Raw genomic sequence first — 23059 nt, forward strand, 5'->3', positions numbered from 1 at the left:
ACTCTAAATAAAGTAGACTTGTCTTTACTTTCCTACGCAGGCATTATCCTGATCAGGTAAAGGGTATGATCTCAGCCTTAAAGTTAGGCACCCCTAGTTTATATAAATACAAATGTAAAATAAAAAACCTGAATTGGCACGTCTCCTGTAAATCTTTTTCGATTTAATTCTGAGGAAAAATTAACTTTGCCTACAAACAGTAAGCTTGCAAAGAATGTTAGATTTTAAGATTGACGAAGAAAAATGTATTGAATGTGGTTTATGTGCCGAGGATTGTCCCGTTCGAATTATCGAGATGAATCCAAAACCTATTATCCGCAAAGAAAAAGAAAAAAATTGCTTGAAATGCCAACACTGTTTGGCTATTTGCCCGACAGCGGCACTTTCAATTTTAGGCAAAAATCCGGAAGATAGCATTTCTGTAACGGGGGAAATTCCAAAGCCCGAAGCAATTAGCAGATGGATGAAAACCAGACGCTCTATTCGAAAATACAAAAAGGAAAATGTTGATAAAGAATTAATTCAGGAATTGATTGAAACGGCCGCACATGCTCCAACAGGACATAATGACAATGCTGTTTTGATATCATTAATTGATAATAAAGAGGATTTAGATTTGTTTCGATCAAAAGTATACGACTCACTAAAAAATGCCAGGGAGACCGGCACACTTGAAAAGCGATTTCAATTCCTGCTCTCCTACCAAAAATTATGGGAAGCTAATGGTACCGATATCATCTTTCGCGATGCTCCGCACTTAATTATTGCATCTGCCCCATCAGCAGATGCCTCACCACTAGCCGATTGCTTAATTTCATTGTGCTATTTTGAACTAATAGCTAATTCTCACGGAATTGGTACTCTTTGGAATGGAATGATAAAATGGGCTATTGATGATATTGATCCTGAATTGCGCACTTTAGTTGGCATACCAAAAAATCATACGATTGGCTATGTTATGATATTTGGTAAATCGGCAGTGAAATATACCAGAGGAATTCAATCGGAAGGTTTAAAAGTGAATCGGATTAAATTTTAATAAAAGACTCTAGTTTTACATCAGATTCCTACCATAGAATAATTCTATTAACATTTCGTTATACAAATTGTATTCGATTCACACTTATTTTTGCACTTTCAGATTAGTGAGAATCATTCCATTTTCCACAAATCTGAAATCAGAAAAAAAAACTTAAAATATGAAAGTAGTTGCATTTAACGGAAGTCCGAAAAAAGAAGGAAACACTTACCATGCTCTTAAATTAGTAACAGAGCAATTGGAAATACAAGGTATTGAAACCGAGATCGTGCCTATTGGCAACAAAGGTGTGAAAGGTTGTACCGCCTGCGGTCAATGCGCTAAAAATAAAGATGAAAAATGTATCCTAACAGGAGATGACGTGAATCTTTGGATTCAAAAGATGAAAGAAGCCGATGGTATTTTGCTTGGTTCACCTGTTCATTATGCATCTTTAGGAGCAAATATGAAATCGTTTTTAGACCGTGCTTTCTATGTGAGTGGTGCAAATGGAAACTTATTACGCCATAAAGTTGGCGCTTCGGTAGTAGCCGTTCGTCGATCAGGTGGTTTACCAACCTTTAACGAATTGAATAATTATCTTACTTATTCTGAGATGATGATTCCTACTTCGAACTATTGGAATGTAATTCACGGAACCTCTCCGGGGGAAGCTTTGCAAGACGAAGAAGGGATGCAAATTATGAGAGTTTTAGGCAAAAATATGGCTTACCTTATGCAATTGGTTGAAAATGGAAAAGAAACAGTAGAAGCTCCTACTCAAGAGAAAAAAATATACACCAACTTTATTCGATAAGTTGTTTTAATCACGAAATTACAAACTGCCAAATTTACCCGTTGGCAGTTTTTTTGTTCTTAACAAATCATTAACAAGTCCGCATAGTCTTACTATTCAGTATTTTACACATTCATGTAACCAAAGATCATTCATGTAAGATATTGTTTGCGACCTAAAATCAAACTAAAATTGCATTGTATTTAAAAAACTAAACAGGAGAGTTAGTTTAATTTTATTATTGAGCATTAGTCTATTTTTTTCGACCAATGCTGATGCAAAAAAGAAAGATATGAAACGTCCATGTATAAAGCTTTCTACACACAGGGAGATGATTATCCCAGCATGGTAAGTTCCATATGGCAACTAAAAAACAAATTATAATCATATGAAACGTCCATGACAAGGGTGTTTTGACACACAGGGAGATGATTATCCCAGCATGGTAAGTTCCATATGGCAACTAAAAAACAAATTATAATCATATGAAAGAAGGAAAAAAAGAGTACCCAAGAGCTTTTTCCCATATTGGGATTACAGTTCCGGATTTAGATAAAGCAGTGGCGTTTTACACCGAAGTAATGGGATTTTATATTATTATGCCACCCACCGAGGTTACCGAAGAAAATGAAACCGCCATTGGTCAAATGTGTATTGATGTATTTGGCAAAGGATGGGGCACATTTCGCATTGCTCACCTTTCTACCGGAGATCGAATAGGAATTGAATTATTTGAGTTTAAAGAAAGTAAAGAGGAAAAACCAACATTTGAACCGTTTAAAACTGGTTTGTTTCACTTCTCGGTTCAGGACCCTGATGTAGAAGGTTTAGTTGCTAAAATTGTAGAACATGGTGGCAAACAACGTATGCCTATCAGAGAATATTATCCTGGAGAAAAACCTTATCGCATGTGTTATGTAGAAGATCCTTTTGGAAATGTATTTGAAATTTATTCTCACTCCTACGAATTGCATTATTCGCCAGGAGCATATAAATGATGATCTTTCGCAAATTGTTGTCCCCATTTATCCAATTCGAGGATAATGGGGATTATTGCTTTGCCCGAATCGGTTAATCGATATACCACACGAGGAGGAACCTCGGGAAATACTTCCCGACTCACCAACAAATCGTTCTCTAGTGCTCTTATCGAAAATGTAAACATTCGATTTGAAAGTCCATTTATGGATTTTTGAAGTTCGCCAGATCGCATCTCACCATCCTTTAAATGAAAAAGAATTAGTGATTTATATTTGTCTCCAATTAAATGAAGCGCAAAGGCAAGGGAACAGATGTATTCCTTTCCATCGTACTGAATTATTTTAGGGGTGCAAGTATTCTCTTTCATATCGAACTTTTAAATTGTTAACAAAGGTAAGAAATTACTAACTTGTATAACTCATTAAAATTTTACACCACACGATGATAAAAAAAGTAAATCAATCAATATTACTTGCTCTACTAATGGCTTTTGGAGCCTGCCAGAATAGCAAACCAATACAAGAACAAAAATTTGAACTTGTTGCCTCCTCGGATTTACAATGGACGGGAGTCGCAGTAAGTCAGGAAGGTAGGATTTTTGTGAATTACCCTAAATGGTCGGATAATGTGCTAATAAGTGTAGCTGAAATTGTGGATGGAAAAGCAATTGCTTATCCTGATAAAGAGTGGAATAAAAGTGATAATCCAGAAGTATTTACCGCCGTTCAATCGGTAGTCGTTGATAAAAAAAATCGACTTTGGATATTAGACACAAAAAACCCTCTATTTGCTGGTGTTTTAGAAAGCGGACCGGTTTTATATCAGTTCAACTTAAAAAACAACCAGAAAGAGAAAGCTTACACTTTCCCTCAAGGTGTATTTATGGCAAATTCTTATTTTAATGATGTTCGAATTGATACTCATAAAGAGATTGCTTACCTAACTGATTCTGGTAATGGTGCTATTATTGTGCTGAATTTACAATCAGGTGAATCTCGTCGATTGCTCGATAATCATTATTCAACAGAGAGTGAAGTTGATTCGCTGATTTGTGATGGTCACCAATGGAAAAATAGTGTTCACTCCGACGGAATTGCACTAAGCACAGATAGGAATTACTTGTTTTACACGGCACTAACAGGTCATTCCTTATACCAGATACCAACAGCAGATTTATTAAACGAAACTCTTTCTGAGGAACAGATTACAGTTAATGTAAACAAAGTAATGACAATTCCTGCAACTGATGGAATGCTGTTCGATAAACAGGGAAATCTTTGGCTAGGAGGATTAGAGAACAATTCGATAGGTAAAATTGATTCCAAAGGGAAGCTGGTTCCTGTAATTCAAGATTCTAAAATACGTTGGGCAGATTCATTTGCCGAAGATAAAGATGGAAATATCTACTTTACAACTTCACAAATTCACTTACCAGAGAACCTTCGCCAATCGTACGATATTTTTCGCATTAAAACTGCACAATAATCTATACAGCAATTATTTACACGAAATAAAAGCCATTATTCATTAAAAATAATGGCTTTTTTCTATTTAGTCAACTAGTTGTTACTCTTTATTCTCATGCGATAACATCCAAGTATAAATATCGGAATTGAAAGCATCGTAGTTTGCATTTTCTTTTCCCATTCCTGTTCCTTCGTAAGTATAAGTCCAAGAGTCATGTGCAACATCAGGATAGAGTGTGATTTTCGCTTTTTCGACAGGATTGCTACTATTTATTGCCTCAATCATACTTTTTGATTTGGAAGGTGCTACCGTTGCATCGCTTTCGCCGTGAAAAGCCCATACTGGTATATTTTTGAAATTTTCGGCTTGACTAACATTTCCGCCACCGCAAATAGGAACTACTGCTGTAATATGAGAATCGTCACCGTAAGTGCCTACATAACTAAAACATCCAAAACCGCCCATACTTAAACCAGTAATATAAATTCTTCGTTCGTTCACTTTATATTTTTCTACAATAAATTCGACAAAACGCTTTATTGTAGCTGGTTGCCATCCATCATCGTGACATTGCGGAGAAACTACCAACATAGGATACTTCGGAGACCAGTTTCCATTTTCGATCATTTTAGGAATACCATTTACCAAAATTCGCTCTAAATATTCGGGATGTTTTAAACTATTCCCCTTTTCGCCCGAACCATGTAAAAAAATCAGTAAAGGATACATGGAATCAGAATCATCATTGTATCCGAAAGGTTGATAGGCATAATAACCATAGGGAGCATTTGCTTCTGTAAGTATATGACCGGTATGAGTTCCACCAGTATCTACAGGCAAATTTGAAAGATTGTAATAATCATTCTTAGATAAACCATCATCGCTTGAACAAGAAGATGAACAGAACAAAAAGAGAATACAAATAGATACAAGAACACAGTTCTTCATAACACAATATTATTTTATAATTATCAATAAATAAAAATTATGCAATAATACGTGTTCGAATTATTTTTATCTGTATAGAATTCAATAATTACAGCTTGCTGTTAAATAATTCACACTTTTATGGTAAAACCGATATATAAGTTTACTGATTTATCCATTTTTTAAATTCGGAACACCGATCCTGACTAACAATGGCATCGATACATTCGGCATGATTGGGCTTTAAATTTAATTTAATTCGATTTTTGGAATAGTAGTGCATATCCTCTATGGCAGGGTAACTGACCATAAATTTGCGATTAATTCGAAAAAAGCTTTTGGGATTAAGCTTATTTTCTAAAGCAGTCAAAGTCCCATCAAAAAGATAACGATTGCCATCGAAACCAAACAAATACAAAGCTTTACCATCGGCCATAAAATAGGCCACTTTTTCAGCTTCTAAAGAACTAAGTCTGTCGCCACGACTCACCATAAATCTTTCTTGGTACTGATCGCCAGACATAAGACTATTTAAAGATTTTTGAAGTGCAGTAAAATCGAGAGACTCTTTTTCCTGAAACAATGTTTCAAATTTTACCATTGCAGCCTCCAAATCGTCAGTATCCATTGGTTTTAATAAATAATCGACACTGCATTGTTTAAAAGCTTGTATTGCATACTGATCGTATGCAGTGGTAAAAATAACAGGTGTTGCAATATTCAGACTTTCGAAAATCTCAAAACTATTTCCATCGCCCAAATGAATATCCATAAAGATTAAATCTACAGTATGTTGAGAAAGGTAGTTTACCGCCTGTTCAACATTCTCTAAATGGGCTTTAATTTCGATTTTATTCGGACGAATACTCCACAGCATTTTTTCCAATTCGCGTGCGGCCAAATGTTCATCTTCAACGATAGCTATTTTGATCATTTTCCTTCCATTTTTACCCCGACCAAAGTACAAAAGAAAAGGGGTAATCCGTAATGGAAAACCCCTAATTTTGATTTATTGGTATGCAAATTAACCTAATTACTCAAATTTGGATTGTTATTAATTGCTTCATCCGGAAAACGAAGGGTATAACGAGGATCTCCAACTTGAAGTGTTGCAGATTCTGTTTTGTACTCATGAATAATTTGTTCCTGAGTAGTTCTTCTTAAATCGAACCAACGATGTCCTTCAAAAGCAAATTCCCGATAACGCTCGTTAGCAATTTCAGCAATTAGCTCTTCTTTATTTAATGTAGCAACACGTAAAACTTCGGCATTGTAAAAATCAACACTCAAACGTTTTGCTTTCAACTGATTTAAGTAGTTTTTGGCCTGATCTAAATCATTAAGTTTGGCTGCACTTTCGGCAATCGTTAAATACATTTCGGAGGTTCTAAATGTACATTTTGAAGCGGCATCTGTTCCTTTATTAACGCTAAACTCGCCACCTCCATTATCAGTAAAATACAATGCAAAACGTAAATCGTTCGTCTGATCGTACATTCCAACTAATTTATCGGAAACAAACGAAGAACCTCCTATTTCGTATGAAAACACTTCCTCTAATGCTAAAATACTCTCCACAGAATTGTATTTATGAGCCGAAAGAGAATTATCGGCAACTAAATCCTGTAAATCGGCTTTAAGCTTTAAAACCTCGAGCGCTGTCGCTCTTGCATTCTCTGTATCATTCATATATAAATATACTCTTGATTGAAATGCTAAAGCTGCAATTCTACTAAAACGATAATTTAGACCTTCTTCGTACGTATCCACATTAATTTTATTTAATGCACTGGTAATATCGGCCAAAATTTGAGTATACACTTTACCTACACTACTTGCAGCATAAGTGGCTTCGGTATCAATTTTTAAAGAAATTGGAACTCCTCGATCGGTAGCTGCTGTAGCAGCATTATAGGCTAATCCGTATTGATTTACCAAGTTAAAGTGCATCAAAGCTCTTAAAAGATATGCCTCTCCAACAATCTGATCAATTTCTTCGGATGTACCTTCGGTTGCATCTTCCCCTGCATCGATAATATGATTGGCATACATAATCACCTTATAAAAAGACTGATAGGAAAAAAGTAATGTATTTGATGATTGGTTGACATCCTTCCATAAATAGATATCCTGCACCTGAGTTAAATCCCAGGCATTGTTATCTAATTTTAATTCATCGGTACGGAAGGTTAATCGTGCTTTATCAGCAGGAACACCATTATATGCGCTTGTTAATAAAGCTCGAAAATCATCTGTTGTTGTTGGAATCAACCTGTCTTTTGGCTTCACATCCAAATAATCGTCGCAAGCAGAAAAGCATACTACTGCCAACAATAGTGCAATGTATCTATTTATTTTTTTCATTGTGTAAGTCATTAGAAAGTTAAATTAACACCTAAAGTATAAGATTTTTGCTGTGGTTGCGCATAGATATTACCATACGATTCTGGATCGAAATAACCATCGTAACCATTTGAAATAACAAATGGATTACGTGCTTCTAAACTAAATCTTACATTCGATAATCTGACACGTTTTAGCATCTCATTCGGCAAGGTATAACCTAAACGGATACTGCTAATTCTCATGTAGTTTACCTCTTTTAACCAAGTATCTAAATGACGGTATGTACCAGCATTATCAATATTATCGTACCATTGTTTTTCCATCCAATAAGCACCATCGGCTGAAGTTGACCCTAACAAATTTGGAAGCGTTTTATTGGTTCCATTGATTACATCTAATAATTTACGAGATGTATTTCTTCCACGATCGTACTCGGTCATGCTATAAGTTGGTTGTGCCAAAATATCCATCCCTAAATTAAAATTAGCAGAAATTGACAGATCGATATTTTTGTACTTAAACGTATTGATGATACCGCCTGAATATTCAGGATCGGAATCGCCGGCATAGGTGAAAAGATCTCGTACCTGCTCGGTGTTTAGATTTGATCCTGCATAATTACCTGGCCAAAAATCGGCATATTGGTCGTACAGATCGAATAATTCCTTACCTGTTACTGCAGTACCATTTTTATCGAACAAGGGATATCCGTTCTCATCTAAACCTTTTGTTTTAATTACCCATACAGAATTTGCAGAGTATCCTTCGCGAGAAGGTAAAAACTGACTTGCCGGAATCTTTTCTTTTAATACTTTGTTCTCGTTATGAGCAATATTAAAATTGGTATTCCACTCAAAATTATCTGTTTTAATATTTCGGGTAGATATACTCAATTCCCATCCCTTATTAGTCATTTCGGCCCAATTTACCGACATGGAACTAAAACCAGTTTCGTATGGTAAACTCTGAGTTCCGATTAAATCGGTTCCTTTTCTTTCGTAATAATCAAAACTCATACGAATAGCATGACGAAATAAAGAAAGATCAGCACCAATATTATAGGTAGAAGTTTTTTCCCAACGTAATTTTTCGTTTGGCAAACCACTAATATCTATCCCATCTTCGTTAGTTCCTGGAAGATTAGATACTGTAGTTGGTGTGCCGATAATGTATGGAGAACTTTCTTTATCGATATTTCCTTGCAATCCGTAGGAAGCACGAAACTTTAAAGAACTTAACCAATCGACATTAGTCAAAAAACTCTCTTCGCTTGCATTCCATGCACCACTCAAAGCATATAATGGTAAATATCTATATTTTGGATCTACACCAAAAAGATCCGAACCATCGAAACGAATACTTCCAAAGAAAGTATAACGTCGGTCGTAAGTGTACGAACCGGTTGCAAAAAAGGAAGCATAACGGTTCTTTCTATAGGTTTTATTAAATAATGGAAAAGATGCGGCATCTGCTTCATCTCTGAAAATAACAGGCTTGGAAGTCATTCTCTCTGCATTCCATCCGTAAGCAGCGGAAAAAACCTGTGTGTATTCATTCTGACGCAACTCGTTTCCAATCATCAATTCAACTTCGTGTTTTTCGTTAAAAAGTTGATTGTACTCTACTATATTCTTCCAATTATAAGCAGTATTGTCGGCTTCCCAATTTTGAAGAACTCCACCTTCAGGGATAAAATAAAATGGTTCTCCACCTTCAAAATAACGACTTAAATGACGACTTTTTCTTGCAAAGAAAGTCTCCTCCTCTGCTTCTTTTTTAGTATTTGTTTTGTCTATTTGAATGCCATATTGGGTACGGAATTTAAGATGAGCATTTAGATCCCACTCTAAATCAAAAATAGCATTAATACTTTGTCCTTTTAATTTGTTTTGTGTTCCTGCTCTTTCCTCTAAAATATTGAAAGGAATGTAGGCGATATTATACAAGCCATCCTCGTCAACATTATACACATAGTTGTTATCCTCATCGCGCAATTTTAAATATGGATTCGCTAAACGCACGTAGTTTGCAGGATTTGTTAATTTACTTGATCCGGTAAGATAAGATTTACTTTTGCGTTCGTTGGCAAATAAGCTAACCCCTAATCTTAAATTATCACGTAAGTTAAAATCTGTTTTTAAAGTTACATTGTAACGATTCAGCGAAGTACCAATAGTAGTTCCTTTTTCGGTATGAGCGCCTAATGAAAAATAATAAGTTGCTAAGTCGCTTCCTCCGGAAATGCTCAAAGAATGATCCTGATTCACTGCATTTTGATACAATTCATCTTCCAAATTAGCATCCACACTTCTTAATGCATTAATTGCATCTAAGGATTCAGATGAAATTGCAGAAACGCCACCAGATTGATAATTGTCCCAATCGCTATTTGCATTTAAAATTTGAGATACACCACCATATTGACTGTTATAAGTAAGATCGGTACGAGCAGCTAAAGCCATCTCTAAATCAACTTTCTCATCGGAATTCATCAAATTCAACTTGTCAAAATCGGGACGAGAAATAAAAGAAGTATTGCTGGTTAAATTCACTATCATTTTACCAACTTTTCCTTTTTTTGTGGTAATCACAATCACTCCATTTGCCGCACGCGCTCCATAAATTGCGGTAGCTGCTGCATCTTTTAAAATTGTAATATCAGCAATATCCTGAGGATTTAATCCACCAACCGATGAGTTATATAGTTGATCGATATTATCTTTGTCGTTATAATCAGGCACTTCATTTCCTTCCAAAGGAATTCCATCTAAAACCCATAATGGATCTTGTGTTCCGTTTAATGAAGCAGTACCACGAATACGTATTTTTGCTGGAGCTCCAGGCGCTCCTCCTTGAACCACACTAGTTACACCGGCAATTTGCCCACTCAACATCTGATCTACGTTAGGTACACCAGCTTGTCTGATATTATCCGCATTAACTTTAACAACTGCCGAAGTTAATTTTCGTTTTTCAATTTTCTGATATCCAGTAACGATCACCTCGCCCAACTCACTTGTTGAATCGCTAAGTTTAATTGTAACAGATGATTTTCCTGTAATATCAACCATTTGAGTTTCGAAACCCAAAAAACTACAGGCAATTGTATTTAATTCTTTAGGAACTTCCAAGGTAAAATTTCCATCAAAATCGGTTATAGTTCCTAAGGTTATGTTCTCGATAATCCCTTTCATGTTGGTTTCGGTGCCAATGGTCGATTTATCGATATAAACCGAAGCGCCAATTAGAACTTCACCATCGCCAGCAGATAGAACCGTTCCTTTAATCTGCTTCATTTCCTGTGCCCATCCGAAAACGGGAAGCAAGATTAAAAGCAAGCTTAGCAGTCTTTTCATAAATTTGTAGTTTTATAGATTATTAAAATAGTGGTTAATTCGTACAAAAAAACAGACAAAGCGTTTTTTCAAACACTTTATCTGTCGGGTCTATTTTCAATGTGTATTCATTGCTTCTTCAATTCGAAGGATTAAATCCTGATAATGAAAGCGAGTAGCTTCATCAGCAATCTTCAACCTATTCGTTAATAAGTCTTTAATTCGCAGCATCTCCCCACGCTTCACCGACACATCATCCGACACTCGGTTCATAGTAGCATAAAATAAATTTCGATTAGCATAACGACTGGTTTCATCCTCTTGTTCGTGATCCTGAAACAATTCGCGGCTTTTTACTCCATAATCGCAAAGTAATGGCATGTGCTGATGAAATGGGCAACAATTTGCTTTCTGATTTTCTTGAAGAGACTTTTTACTCGTCTTTTCAAGCGTCTGATTTTGAGAAATAATTAAAACATCTACAAAGTTTTTTTGCGACTGACGCGTAAACACGTCCAACTTCTTATTTTTAATTGTCTCGCTAAATATTCCTTGATGCAAATCGCTCATCATTTCTGTTAAAGTATAAGCATCCTCCCCATTTTCAGCCTCGTTTTGCTGCATGCGCAATAAACGTTCTTTTTCTAATAATGAGTAAAAAATACGTGCATGCAAATCTCTAAATAATGTGGTTGGTGCATATTCAATATCACCAATCACCGATTCCTTAATAGGATAAGACTTTTTATAAATCTCGGCATTAGCAATCCATTGAGGAATATTAATTACCTCGTCGATTAAATATTTTATGGCATCCTTTTGTTTTGCTTTTTCAACCTGAATGTAAGCCGATTTAGTTTCTCCATATACTGGTTGATCTAAATAAACACCGCCCACATTTGCAAGTACATGATTGGCATAAGTAAACCACTGTCCGATTATTCCCATCATCATTTTACCAGCTTTTTCGTAGCCTTTTCCCTCTTCATAGGTCCATTTTTCTACTTCAGGAACAATTCGTTTTAAGTTTTCCAAGCCATAACGACTAGCTTTCATCGAATTATCTCCCAAGTCTTCGCTTTGTGCGGATGGATCAATCGTATTCTTTCCATCTTGCTGAGGACCATAATGATAGAATGGGTCATTCTCGTGCTTCCTTATCATTTGACTCAGCACTTTTACTTCATCCCAAGGAGTTTCTTCATCAATCCAACGGTAAGCCCAAGCAATTGCATATTTATCGTACACTCCAATTTGAGGAGTAATATTTACCACTCCATCGTTTGGTTGCGCTACGTAATTAAAACGTGCATAATCCATAATCGATGTGGCAGTTCCTCCCATTTTTGTTGTAAAAGTTTTGGAACGCAATGAATCGACAGGAAATGCGGCCGATGCTCCCATATTGTGCATTAAACCAAGGGTATGTCCTATTTCGTGCGAGGAAACAAATCGGATGGCATGAGCCATGTGTTCGTCGCTAAACTTATTATCTCTTGCTTTTGGATCAATTACTCCAGTTTGAATACGAATCCAGGAATGTAAGGCAGTCATTACGTTGTGCCACCAAATAACATCTGCTTCAATTATTTCGCCCGATCGAGGATCGATAACAGATGGTCCCATGGCATTTGCCTGACTAGATGCAGCATAAGTAATCATTGAATAACGAACATCATCTCCATCAAAATCAGCATCGTTTGCCGGTGCATCTTTTGCCAAAATAGCATTTTTAAAACCAGCCTTTTCAAAAGCCGCTTGCCAATCGGTAATTCCATTTTTTATAGCCTGCCGCCACTGTGGTGGTGTAGATGGATCGATATAATAAACAATTTGTTTTTTAGGCTCTACCAACTCTCCGTTCAAATATTTTTCCACATCTTCGGGTTTTGGCTCCATTCTCCAACGATTCACAAACTCTCTATTCTCAACAGCCTGCTGATCGTCGCTATAATAAAAATGCTTTGTAGTAAAATATCCTATTCTTTGATCGGCAAATCGTGGTTTCATTGCTTCTTTCGCTAACAAAACGATATTGGATGTTACCTCTATGGTTATCGTAATCCCCTCTGCTTTAGTTGTTAGCAATGACTTCATTACTAAATTTTCAGGAAAGCTTTTTGCAGCACTAATCGTCGAAAGATCCTTCACGGCAGCTCCTGGCATTCCTAATATTCCGAACAAATCATTTAGGCTTTTTTCCGATCCGTCGAATACCTTATTTACTTTAAACACGTAAGTCGAAGAATCTTTACCAAAACAAGCTAAATCGAAACTTTCTCGGATAGAAGGTATGTAATTATCTTCCACCGATTGAGTAATTGCATCTCCAGCTTTTCCTTCGTAGTAAGGATGATAAGTCTTCACCCAAATTTTTTCGGCTAAAGTATCCAACTCGAAACGAATTAATAAATTCTGGTAATTGATTCCCTTGTTAAAACCCAACTCATTTATTTCCGAAGGAACTTTAGATATTTTATTTACCAGCAAAAAGTCTCGGCTTAATAAAGAATCGGAAATCTCGAAATAGTAATCCTTTTTTACTCTATGGATATCAATTACTCCCTTTTTAGTAGTTGCTTCGGAAGTAACTATTTCCTCGTACTTTTTTAGCTTAGACGTTTTGTCTTTTCCTTTCGTAGTATCCGATTCGGTTTCCGCTTTCTTCTTTTTCCAGAAGGTAAAAATTCCATCCTCGGAAGATGTTGTAATTTTATGCGACGCTTGCGATGGCAAACTTATTCCCCCCAGAATACATGCCATTAAAAACAGTCGCGTAATTGTGTGATTTGGTGTGATTGTACTTAAGATCATTTACTATATTTTGATTGTAGTCGTGAGCATCGCCCTATGCGAATACTCACTCAACTACATAATGAAACTTGCTTTATTTTATCTATTGCGTCGAAAGTAGCGTGACGCAATAAATTCGAAACAAAAATGAATTAATTCTTATCTACAAGAAAAAAGAAAGGAGTGAACCGGAAAGATTAAGGAGTGAATGGCAAAAAAACAGGTATGAAGACTTCGCTACAAATAGAAAAATTGCTTTTCGGTACTAAAACAAAGGTAATTTCACCCGAAAAATACCATTTTCAATTCCATAAACAGGTTGTTTATCGCCTAAAAAAGCATACAAGGCTCCGAGCGTTTTTAAGCCAGTGCCCGAAGTTTGACTTTTATCCTTACGAGGTTGATATGGATTTTCAACTAGTAAATAATTTTCGTTGGAAACGGATATCCGAATGGTGAGTGGCTTTTCTTTTGTGATGATATTGTGCTTAATGGCATTTTCGACCAAAGATTGAATACTTACCGATGGCAACTTTCTATTTAGCGCTTCATCTTTAATGTCATATTCTAAAAGTAAATGATCGCCAAAACGAATTTTCTGCAGAAAAAGATACTGCTTAATAAAATCCATCTCCTGTTTTAAGCTTATCAGATTACTGTTATTGCTATCCAACAAATAACGATACACCTTCGATAAGTTTAAAATAAACTTCCTAGCCAGTTCTGGCTCCCCTTCTACTAAAGCATAAAGAGAATTTAAGGAGTTGAATAAGAAATGAGGATTGATTTGATTTTTGATATTCTTTAGCTGTGCTTTTACTTTCTCTTCCTCCTCCTGCACTGCCCTGCGCCGAAGCTCCAATGTCTCACTAATATCGAATCGAAAGCTCGAAACACCAATCACTTTGCCTTCCGAATCGGATACGGCATTAAAAATCTGCTGATAATCGATGCCGTGCCGTTGAAATTCCACTAAAAAATGATCGCCTGTAATTGCACGATCCAAATACTTTTTCATTTGAATTTGGAAATCGCCCGAATAAGTATCCAATAAATTACTTCCCAAACGAATAGAATCGGCCTCATTTTTCTCTAGATCTAATTTATGAACGCTATTAAAACTAGTGTATTTATAATTCTTATCGACCGAAAAAATCATGATTTGATCGGTACTCTCCATAATGGAAGACAATTTACTAACCTCGTTGCGATGTTTGCTCTCGGCACGTTGTCGTTTGTTAAATTCATGAAACCATCTGCGCTGAGAAAAGTAAAGAAATACCATTAATAGTAGGGCCAACACCAAACCGATCAGAAAAGTTGAATTACGAATTTCCTGAACCGATTCGCTCACATTAAATAGTGGCACACTTACCGTTACCAACCATTGCTTATCCAAATTACCAATTGTAACTGGCTGATAAACTCTTATTACCGGAACTTGCAAAAACTCCGAATGAACCTCTTCCTGGTATTTTTCTCCCAATTTTAGCACCTCATGAATCCTAAGCCCTTCAGCCAAAGTATCCATTCGTTTTCCTATTAATTTTTCGTCGGGATGAGAAATGCAATATCCTTGTTCCGAAATAATCGTCACATAAGCTCTTCCTAATGATTCGTTGTCGTAAAAACGTTGCTGAAAATGATACAAATCCAAATCTGTTGCGATAACTCCCACCATTTTATCTCCCTTCACCACCGGCACAAGCACGGTTGCAAGCAAACGATTATCCAAGCTCCAATAGGGAGCCGAAATCATTTCTTTTCCCTGTAGCATTACTTTTTTAAGTAGTAACAATTGTTTCTCCTGTAGCTCACTTGTAACAATTTGATCCGCCACTTTTCGGAAATACATTTTCAGACTACTTTTCTCCGAATCAACCTCTTGATGAATGGACGAATACCAGCAAGCATTCAGCTCATTTCTAATTTTTAGTTCGGACTGAAGCGTTTTTTCAATAATAATTTGATCCTGACTCGTAAAGTTAATCGCTTCAGCAATTGCATTTGCCATTAAACCTGTACGCACAACACTAGCATCTAGCTCGTTTTTTACGATTAGAAAACTATTTTGTGCTTTAGATACAGCAAGATCGAGACTCATTTTTCGGGCAGTAACAGCCATTTTTTCGCCTATTAGATAAGCAACAGCCCCAAAACTCAGAATAATAATGATCCCGACCAGTATAATTGATTTATTACGAAATTTCATTCCAGCTCATAATATAAACGACAAATGTAGCGCATCAAAATAATTTTCAAATTATTTCAAGCAAAAATCTTCCTTACTCCTACCTCATCCGTCCCTTTTCCCTATCTATTAGACAAATTGAGATTTCAACGCTTTCTCTTTCCCGAAATCTGCCCATTTTTGTGCCATTATATTTGGTAGCTAAGCATCTTTTTCAAATTAATGTAAGTTCTTATTCTAGTATTAAATTCTTACTAATCAAGAAGCAAAAATTTCACTTTTCTACTTTCTGCTTTCGGGTAGTCAGTAATTTTCCCAACACCAATTCAAACTACTATGTTAACTTTAATCATTCTAAATAACATGTTTTTTAACAGGTTTTATCAAAATCACTAAGTAAGCCAATACCAGATCGTTTGCAAGAACAATATCGTTTGCAAATAAAAAACTCCCTATAACTAGGTATTGTATGAGAAAATAGAAAACAGTTCCTTTGCCCACTTAAAGCAAAAAAGAGTCTTAGGTCTTCTTCTTTTGCTCATCAAAAAAATAAAATTAGAGAACCTATAATACCAAAATTTTAAGCGAACAAACACCAAGAGTCAGATCGTATTTTTGGTTTTTTGAACCAATACAAGACGGATGCTTGTTCCATTCAACCATTGGAAAAAATCATTATTCAAATGAAAAGAATTGAATTCAAAGCCGGTGAATGGCAAAAAACAATTAACGTTAGAGATTTCGTTAGTAACAATTTAACTTCTTACACAGGAGATGCCTCTTTTTTAACAGGAGCAACAGAACGTACAAAAAAGCTTTGGGATATCTGTAAAGAAGCAGTAAAAGAAGAACGTGAAAATAACGGAGTTCGCTCAATTGATACAGAAACAGTATCAACCATTGCTTCTCATGGAGCTGGATATATCGATAAATCATTGGAGTTAATTGTTGGTTTGCAAGCCGATGAACTTCTTCGCAGAGCAATGAAGCCTTATGGTGGTATTGCCGTTGTTGAAAAAGCTTGTACCGAACAAGGTCTTGAAGTATCGGACCGTGTGAAAGATATCTTCCGCAATTATGCAAAAACGCATAACGATGGTGTTTTTGATGCTTATACCGCCGAAATTCGTAAGTTTCGTTCCTTAGGTTTCCTTACTGGCTTGCCAGATAACTATGCTCGTGGTCGTATTATTGGAGATTACCGTCGTGTTGCTTTATATGGTATTGATCGTTTGATAGTAGCTAAAAAAGCAGATTTGGATGGTTTAACTGGAACCATGACGGATCATTTAATTCGTCTTCGTGAGGAAGTAGCAGAGCAAATTAAAGCACTAGGACATATAAAAGAATTGGGCCAAAAATATGGCTTAGAATTAAATCGCCCGGCGGAAACTGCTCAAGAAGCAATTCAATGGGTTTATATGGGTTATCTTGCTGCAGTAAAAGAACAAGATGGTGCTGCTATGTCGCTTGGTAATGTTTCTACTTTTTTGGATGCTTATATCAACAGAGATTTAGAGGCAGGTTTTATTACTGAGGAATTTGCTCAGGAAATGCTAGACCAATTCGTAATGAAATTGCGTATGGTTCGTCACCTTCGTATGAATGCTTACGATGAGATTTTTGCTGGCGATCCTACTTGGGTTACTGAATCGATCGGAGGAAACACTCTTGATGGCAGAACAAAAGTTACCAAAACTTCGTTCCGTTTTTTAAATACATTATATACTTTAGGAGCTTCACCAGAACCAAACATGACCGTGCTTTGGTCGGAAACTTTACCTGAAGGATTCAAGAGATTTTGTGCTAAGGTTTCTATCGACACCTCCTCTATTCAGTACGAGAATGACCAATTGATGTGTGATACTCGTAAATCGGATGATTATGGTATTGCTTGTTGCGTTTCTTATCAAGAAATTGGAAAACAAATCCAGTTCTTTGGTGCTCGTTGTAACTTGGCCAAAACATTACTTTTAGCATTAAACGGCGGACGATGTGAAAAAACAGGAACTCAATTGATTAATGGTATTCCTGCAATGAGCAGCGATGAGTTGACCTACGAGGAAGTAATGAAAAATTACATGATTGCAATGAAGGAAATGGCTCGTGTTTACAACGATTCCATGAACATCATTCATTACATGCACGATAAATATTACTACGAAAAAGCTCAAATGGCATTGGTAGATACCAACCCTAAGGTTAATTTGGCCTACGGAATTGCTGGTCTTTCGATTGTTGCCGATTCCTTATCTGCAATTAAGAATGCAAAAGTAACTGCTATTCGTAACGAGGAAGGTTTAACTTGCGATTTTAAAATTGAAGGCGATTTCCCATATTATGGCAACGATGATGATGCAGTAGATTGTTTCGCAGTTGAGATCCCTAATCTGTTTAATGGTTTACTAAAAGAATTGCATACCTACAAAAATGCAGAACCAACCATGTCGATTCTTACCATTACCTCGAACGTAGTGTACGGAATTAAAACAGGTGCTACTCCTGATGGAAGAGCTGCAGGTGTGCCTTTTGCTCCTGGCGCTAATCCAATGCACGGACGTGATTCTCATGGTGCAATTGCTTCTTTGAACTCTGTTGCGAAAATCAACTACGAAGATTCATTAGATGGTATTTCTAACACGTTCTCAATTGTTCCTAAATCCTTGGGTGCAACTTCAGCAACTCGTCAGGATAACCTAGTTACCATGATGGATGCTTACTTTATGAAAGGAGCTCATCACTTAAACGTAAATGTTTTGGATCGTGCTATGTTGGAAGATGCAATGGAGCATCCTGAAGAGTATCCTCAGCTTACCATCCGTGTATCGGGATATGCTGTGAACTTTGTACGTTTAACTCGTGAACAGCAATTGGAGGTAATCTCTCGTAGCTTTTTCGAGAGAATGTAGAAAAGAACAAATTGTTCTTTTGATTAATAATGAGCAGTTAAGAATTAATAATAAGGTCGTTGGTGTGTGACCAGCGACCTGAATTATTTTTACCACTCATTCACAATCCCAATAACTAATGGGATACTCATTCACACATTTATTAAACAAGTATGTTAAACGTTCACTCTTTTGAATCATTAGGAACTTACGATGGCCCCGGTATTCGATTGGTTGTTTTTTTACAAGGATGCGCTTTTAAATGTTTGTATTGCGCCAACCCCGACACCATAACTTTTGAAGGAGGAACACCTACTCCCCTCGAAGAAATTATGAGAATGGCACGTAATCAGCGTCCTTTTTTCGGGAAAATTGGCGGAATTACCATATCCGGAGGAGAACCTCTTTGGCAAGCAAAAGAACTAAAAATTCTTTTCAAGCAATTAAAAGAGGAAGGCTTTAACACCTGTATCGATAGTAATGGAAATGTGCTTACCGATGATGTTAAGGAGCTAATGGAGTATACCGATTTGGTACTACTGGACATCAAACATATCAACCCCGATTGGCACCAAAAAATTACCGGAAAACGAAACGATACTACACTTAAATTAGCAGCTTACCTTCGCGAAAAAAATGTGAAAGTGTGGATGCGATACGTATTGGTTCCTGGTTACTCCGATCAGCCTGAATATATGCATGAAATGGGAAACTACTTTAAGGAATACGATAATATCGAAAAACTGGAAATTCAACCTTACCACAAATTAGGAGTTCATAAATACGAGCATTTAAAAATGGAGTACAAACTACACGGTGTTCCTGAAAACACACGAGAACAACTTCAAGCTGCAAAAGATATTTTCTCTCCCTACTTTAAAGAAGTAATCATTAATTAAAAAATTACGAATTAACAATTATGAATGAAAAGATTTGTTCCAACAGATCGAAATTTCTAGTTATTAATTATTAATTGAATAAACATGTCCTTTCCAAAATCAATTGATCGTATTGAAATAGAAAACAAAAAAACAGTTACTAAAGCGCAATTGGGCTACTATTCGCCTATCGAAACTGTTGAGGTAGTAAACCATACGGCAGTAGCAAAACAAAATACTCCTGCCAATAAAGTATTTGTTCTTGCTGTTTTAGCGGGTGGATACATTGCCATGGGAAGTTTGCTTGCTTTAGTAATTGGTGGAGCTATGCCTGGGTTAGCGCAGAGTAACCCAGGTTTGCAAAAATTCTTTTTTGGAGCCGTTTTCCCCTTAGGACTAATTCTTTGTGCGGTTGCAGGAGCCGAGCTTTTCACCGGAAACACCGCCTACTTTATTCCATCGGTACTATCGAAACGCATGTCGTTTAAAGTACCTCTAAAGAATTGGGGAATTGTTTACATCGGAAACTTTATTGGCTCCCTTATTGTTGCTTACTTTTTGGTTTACCTCACCGGAGCATTACTAAATTCTCCATCGGTTGATTCGGCAATTAATATAGCAATCGCAAAGACTTCTAACCCATTCTACAAAACATTTTTAAAAGGAATTGCCTGTAACTGGATGGTAGCCTTAGCCATGTGGCTGGCCTATGCAGCAAAAGATATCACTGGCAAAATTCTTGGCATCTGGTTTCCTGTAATGGCATTTGTGGCAATGGGTTTTGAACATTGCGTAGCCAACATGTTCTTTATTCCGGTTGCTATTTTTCATGGTGCCGAAATTACTTGGATCGATTTTATTGTGAAAAACTTAATTCCAGCTACTCTTGGTAATATTGTTGGAGGTGGATTGTTTGTTGGTGCGGCATACTGGTATGCGTACGATAAAAAATAGTGATGAATTAGGAATTAGGCAATCTTAATTTTTTTAGGTGCAGAGCACTGCGGTATTTGTGGCATATTTAATATATTTTCGGATTAGGTACAAATACCGTGGCCTTTATATAATCTGAAAACCAAAGAGGACGCTCAAACCGATGAACATCCTTTTCCTTTTGTATTAAGTTCGACGGGGTATTCATTTTTTCTACTCTTTTACCCTTCTACTATCCGCCTTTTGCTATTCCGTCGCAAATGAAAATTGCTTTCCAAATGATTTTTAAAACTGCGCCGGTACGTACTACTGTATTCATATCCCGGGCTTACATTCGCTGTGCTCATTTACCCCGGGCTATTCAGGTTTGAGCCCTTCGGGCTCGAAAATAGTAATTAAATACAATATTGAGAAAAAAGGACGCTTAAACAGATGAACATCCTTTTCCTTTTGTATTAAGAAGGGTATTCATTTTTTCTACTCTATTACCCTTCTATTATCTGCCTTTTGCTATTCCGACGCAAATGAAAATTGCTTTCCAAATGATTTTTAAAACTGCGCCGGTACGTACTGCTGTATTCATATCCCGGGCTTACATTCGCTGTGCTCATTTACCCCGGGCTATTCAGGTTTGAGCCCTTCGGGCTCGAAAATAGTAATTGACATTGCAACAAGCAAAGAACAAAGAGGATGTTCCAGACTTTTCGACCCTTCGTCTACTTATTCTTCACCTTAATTAAAGCCGCCATTTCTTTGGCCTGATCTACGCAAGTAAAAACATTGGTGCCGATAGTATTATACGCTAAACACACTCCCATGCGACGAAATTCGCGACTAGTTGGTTTGCCAAACAAACGGATATCCGACTTGCTGTAAATAGCTGCTTTCTCTAATCCTTCAAAGTAAGGATTTACTCCTTCGGTAGTGGCTAATATCACGGCACTCGCTCCTACTCTTTCCAATGTAATTTCGGAAATTGGTAAACCCAACACGGCACGACAATGCAATTCGAATTCACTAAAGTTTTGTGTTCCGGCAAGGGTAACCATTCCAGTATCGTGCGGACGAGGCGATAATTCTGAAAAAACCACCCCATCTTCGCAGATAAAGAATTCTACGCCCCAAAGTCCAGCTCCTCCCAATTCGCTAGTTACTTTGGCGGCCATTTCCTGCGCTGCTTTTACGTCTTTATCGGAAATTACCGCTGGTTGCCAGCTTTGCTGATAATCGCCACGCTCCTGCACATGACCAATTGGCGGACAGAATAAAGTAGCACCATTTTTTTGAGTTACGGTAAGCAAAGTTATCTCCGAAGTAAATTTCACAAATGCTTCTACAATTACATCACCCGAATCGCCGCGACCTTTTGAACCAGCAATATTCCATGCCTTTTCGATATCCTCGTAGCATTTAATTACCGACTGGCCTTTTCCTGAGGATGACATTAGTGGTTTCACCACACAAGGCATTCCGACTTTTTCGACTACCGCGTACATTTCCTCTAACGATTTTGCATACAAATAATTTGCAGTTCTAATTCCTAAATCCTTAGCTGCCAAATCGCGAATAGCTCTTCTGTCCATCGTGAAATTAGCTGCTTTTGCGCTCGGAACTACCTGAATACCTTGCTTCTCGTAGTCATAGAATCGTTCGGTGCGAATGGCTTCAATTTCGGGTACAATTAAATCGGGTTGGTGTCTGGCTACCACAGCATCGAGTGCTTCTCCATCGAGCATATTAATTACTTCAAATGCATCGGCCACCTGCATAGCTGGTGCTCCCTCGTAGCTATCTACTGCAACTACATTTTGTCCCAATCGCTGGGCTGCAATCGCAAATTCTTTCCCCAGCTCTCCCGAGCCAAGCAATAAAATCTTCTTTAGCATAAAATTACTTTCGATTTATAAATGGTTTTTTTTAAGCTTGCTAAGTATTATGAATCGCAAAATTACATTCATTTTTTCTAAAAACAGATCGAAAAGCTTGCTTTTTCGTGCTTTTTTCAGATTTTAATGTTGTCTAATATTATTCATATTACAGAAAAATGATTACTTTCGGATAATCAAGCTAAACAATATTCCTGTTTTAAGTTTTAGCAATATCATTCTAAAGTCACTATTTTTTAAAGTTACCCCTATTTAAACAGATCTTTATGAGCAAAGAACACAATACCCTAACAGATTTTTTCAACTTTCTTGCCTCTCAAACGGCTCCTATGGAGCAAGATTCCGAAAAGGCAATTCAGGCTTTTAACAAACACAGAGATAAACTTGCAGAACTGGCGAAAGAAGAGAAACGATTGAAACAATTAAAAAAATTAGAATTAATTGTTCAAAAAAGAGAAGAACAAAAGCTAAGAGCCTTAAAACCAAAACATCAATACGTTCCTACTACGAAAAAGGTAATGAGTAGAAAACCAAAAATAAATACCATGAAAGAGATGCAGGACTTAATTGATCGCATCCGTAACTAAAATACTAAAGCATCCTCACCAAAAGGATGCTTT

At 36.8% G+C, this 23059-nt stretch carries 16 protein-coding genes and 1 riboswitch; of the genes, 8 read left to right on the top strand and 8 right to left on the bottom strand.

What is annotated here, in order from left to right; translation table 11 throughout:
- Positions 1–12: 12 nt before the first annotated feature.
- A riboswitch (TPP riboswitch) is annotated at positions 13–105 on the bottom strand.
- 109 nt (positions 106–214) lie between these two features.
- The 3 genes from BZG02_RS07175 (at position 215) to BZG02_RS07185 (ending at position 2812) form a co-directional block, all read left to right on the top strand.
- Positions 215–1039: a nitroreductase family protein gene (locus BZG02_RS07175; RefSeq protein ID WP_101260743.1), complete on the top strand. Its 825-nt coding sequence runs from the start codon at positions 215–217 to the stop codon at positions 1037–1039.
- A gap of 160 nt (positions 1040–1199) precedes the next feature.
- Entirely contained in the window at positions 1200–1835 is a 636-nt protein-coding gene (locus tag BZG02_RS07180; protein ID WP_101260744.1) for a flavodoxin family protein, read from the top strand.
- A gap of 464 nt (positions 1836–2299) precedes the next feature.
- Complete coding sequence (locus BZG02_RS07185) at positions 2300–2812, top strand: lactoylglutathione lyase family protein (protein ID WP_101260745.1); 513 nt, start codon at positions 2300–2302, stop codon at positions 2810–2812.
- Here the strand turns inward: BZG02_RS07185 and BZG02_RS07190 are convergent.
- A complete protein-coding gene (locus BZG02_RS07190; RefSeq protein ID WP_101260746.1) occupies positions 2788–3162 on the bottom strand; it encodes a winged helix-turn-helix transcriptional regulator in 375 nt (124 codons plus the stop codon). The two genes, BZG02_RS07185 and BZG02_RS07190, sit on opposite strands and share 25 nt — an antisense overlap.
- A 74-nt stretch (positions 3163–3236) precedes the next feature.
- Between BZG02_RS07190 and BZG02_RS07195 the strand changes: the two genes are divergently transcribed.
- On the top strand, positions 3237–4280 hold the full coding sequence (locus tag BZG02_RS07195; RefSeq protein WP_101260747.1) for an SMP-30/gluconolactonase/LRE family protein: 1044 nt from the start codon (positions 3237–3239) through the stop codon (positions 4278–4280).
- Between the two features lie 81 nt (positions 4281–4361).
- Here the strand turns inward: BZG02_RS07195 and BZG02_RS07200 are convergent, their stop codons facing one another.
- The 6 genes from BZG02_RS07200 to BZG02_RS07225 all read right to left on the bottom strand — a co-directional run bounded on the left by BZG02_RS07200 (position 4362) and on the right by BZG02_RS07225 (position 15875).
- A complete protein-coding gene (locus BZG02_RS07200; RefSeq protein WP_101260748.1) occupies positions 4362–5210 on the bottom strand; it encodes a carboxylesterase family protein in 849 nt (282 codons plus the stop codon).
- A gap of 142 nt (positions 5211–5352) precedes the next feature.
- Complete coding sequence (locus tag BZG02_RS07205) at positions 5353–6123, bottom strand: LytR/AlgR family response regulator transcription factor (RefSeq protein ID WP_101260749.1); 771 nt, start codon at positions 6121–6123, stop codon at positions 5353–5355.
- Positions 6124–6218: 95 nt separating this feature from the next.
- Entirely contained in the window at positions 6219–7553 is a 1335-nt protein-coding gene (locus BZG02_RS07210; protein WP_180335659.1) for a RagB/SusD family nutrient uptake outer membrane protein, read from the bottom strand.
- An 11-nt stretch (positions 7554–7564) separates the two neighbouring features.
- Entirely contained in the window at positions 7565–10891 is a 3327-nt protein-coding gene (locus tag BZG02_RS07215) for a SusC/RagA family TonB-linked outer membrane protein (RefSeq protein ID WP_101260751.1), read from the bottom strand.
- A gap of 96 nt (positions 10892–10987) precedes the next feature.
- The gene (locus tag BZG02_RS07220) at positions 10988–13684 is read right to left on the bottom strand and encodes a zinc-dependent metalloprotease (protein WP_101260752.1); all 2697 of its coding nucleotides are present in this window, start codon (positions 13682–13684) and stop codon (positions 10988–10990) included.
- A 244-nt stretch (positions 13685–13928) separates the two neighbouring features.
- Positions 13929–15875 (bottom strand): histidine kinase, encoded by a 1947-nt coding sequence (locus BZG02_RS07225; protein ID WP_101260753.1) that lies wholly within the window; start codon positions 15873–15875, stop codon positions 13929–13931.
- Between the two features lie 662 nt (positions 15876–16537).
- Here BZG02_RS07225 and pflB point away from each other — a divergent pair.
- From pflB to BZG02_RS07240, 3 genes are all read left to right on the top strand, one after another.
- Positions 16538–18763 (top strand): formate C-acetyltransferase, encoded by a 2226-nt coding sequence (gene pflB / locus BZG02_RS07230; protein WP_245868064.1) that lies wholly within the window; start codon positions 16538–16540, stop codon positions 18761–18763.
- A 152-nt stretch (positions 18764–18915) separates the two neighbouring features.
- A complete protein-coding gene (gene pflA / locus BZG02_RS07235; protein WP_101260754.1) occupies positions 18916–19641 on the top strand; it encodes a pyruvate formate-lyase-activating protein in 726 nt (241 codons plus the stop codon).
- 84 nt (positions 19642–19725) lie between these two features.
- Positions 19726–20574: a formate/nitrite transporter family protein gene (locus BZG02_RS07240; RefSeq protein ID WP_218972177.1), complete on the top strand. Its 849-nt coding sequence runs from the start codon at positions 19726–19728 to the stop codon at positions 20572–20574.
- Positions 20575–21269: 695 nt separating this feature from the next.
- Here the strand turns inward: BZG02_RS07240 and purT are convergent.
- Positions 21270–22439 (bottom strand): formate-dependent phosphoribosylglycinamide formyltransferase, encoded by a 1170-nt coding sequence (gene purT, locus BZG02_RS07245; RefSeq protein WP_101260755.1) that lies wholly within the window; start codon positions 22437–22439, stop codon positions 21270–21272.
- A gap of 266 nt (positions 22440–22705) precedes the next feature.
- Here purT and BZG02_RS07250 point away from each other — a divergent pair, with 266 nt between their 5' ends.
- Positions 22706–23026 carry a hypothetical protein gene (locus BZG02_RS07250; protein ID WP_101260756.1) on the top strand — a complete coding sequence of 107 codons (321 nt, stop codon included), beginning with the start codon at positions 22706–22708 and terminating at the stop codon, positions 23024–23026.
- Positions 23027–23059 lie beyond the last annotated feature (33 nt).

It is taken from the genome of Labilibaculum filiforme, assembly GCF_002843315.1.
In the GTDB taxonomy this organism is placed as follows: domain Bacteria; phylum Bacteroidota; class Bacteroidia; order Bacteroidales; family Marinifilaceae; genus Labilibaculum; species Labilibaculum filiforme.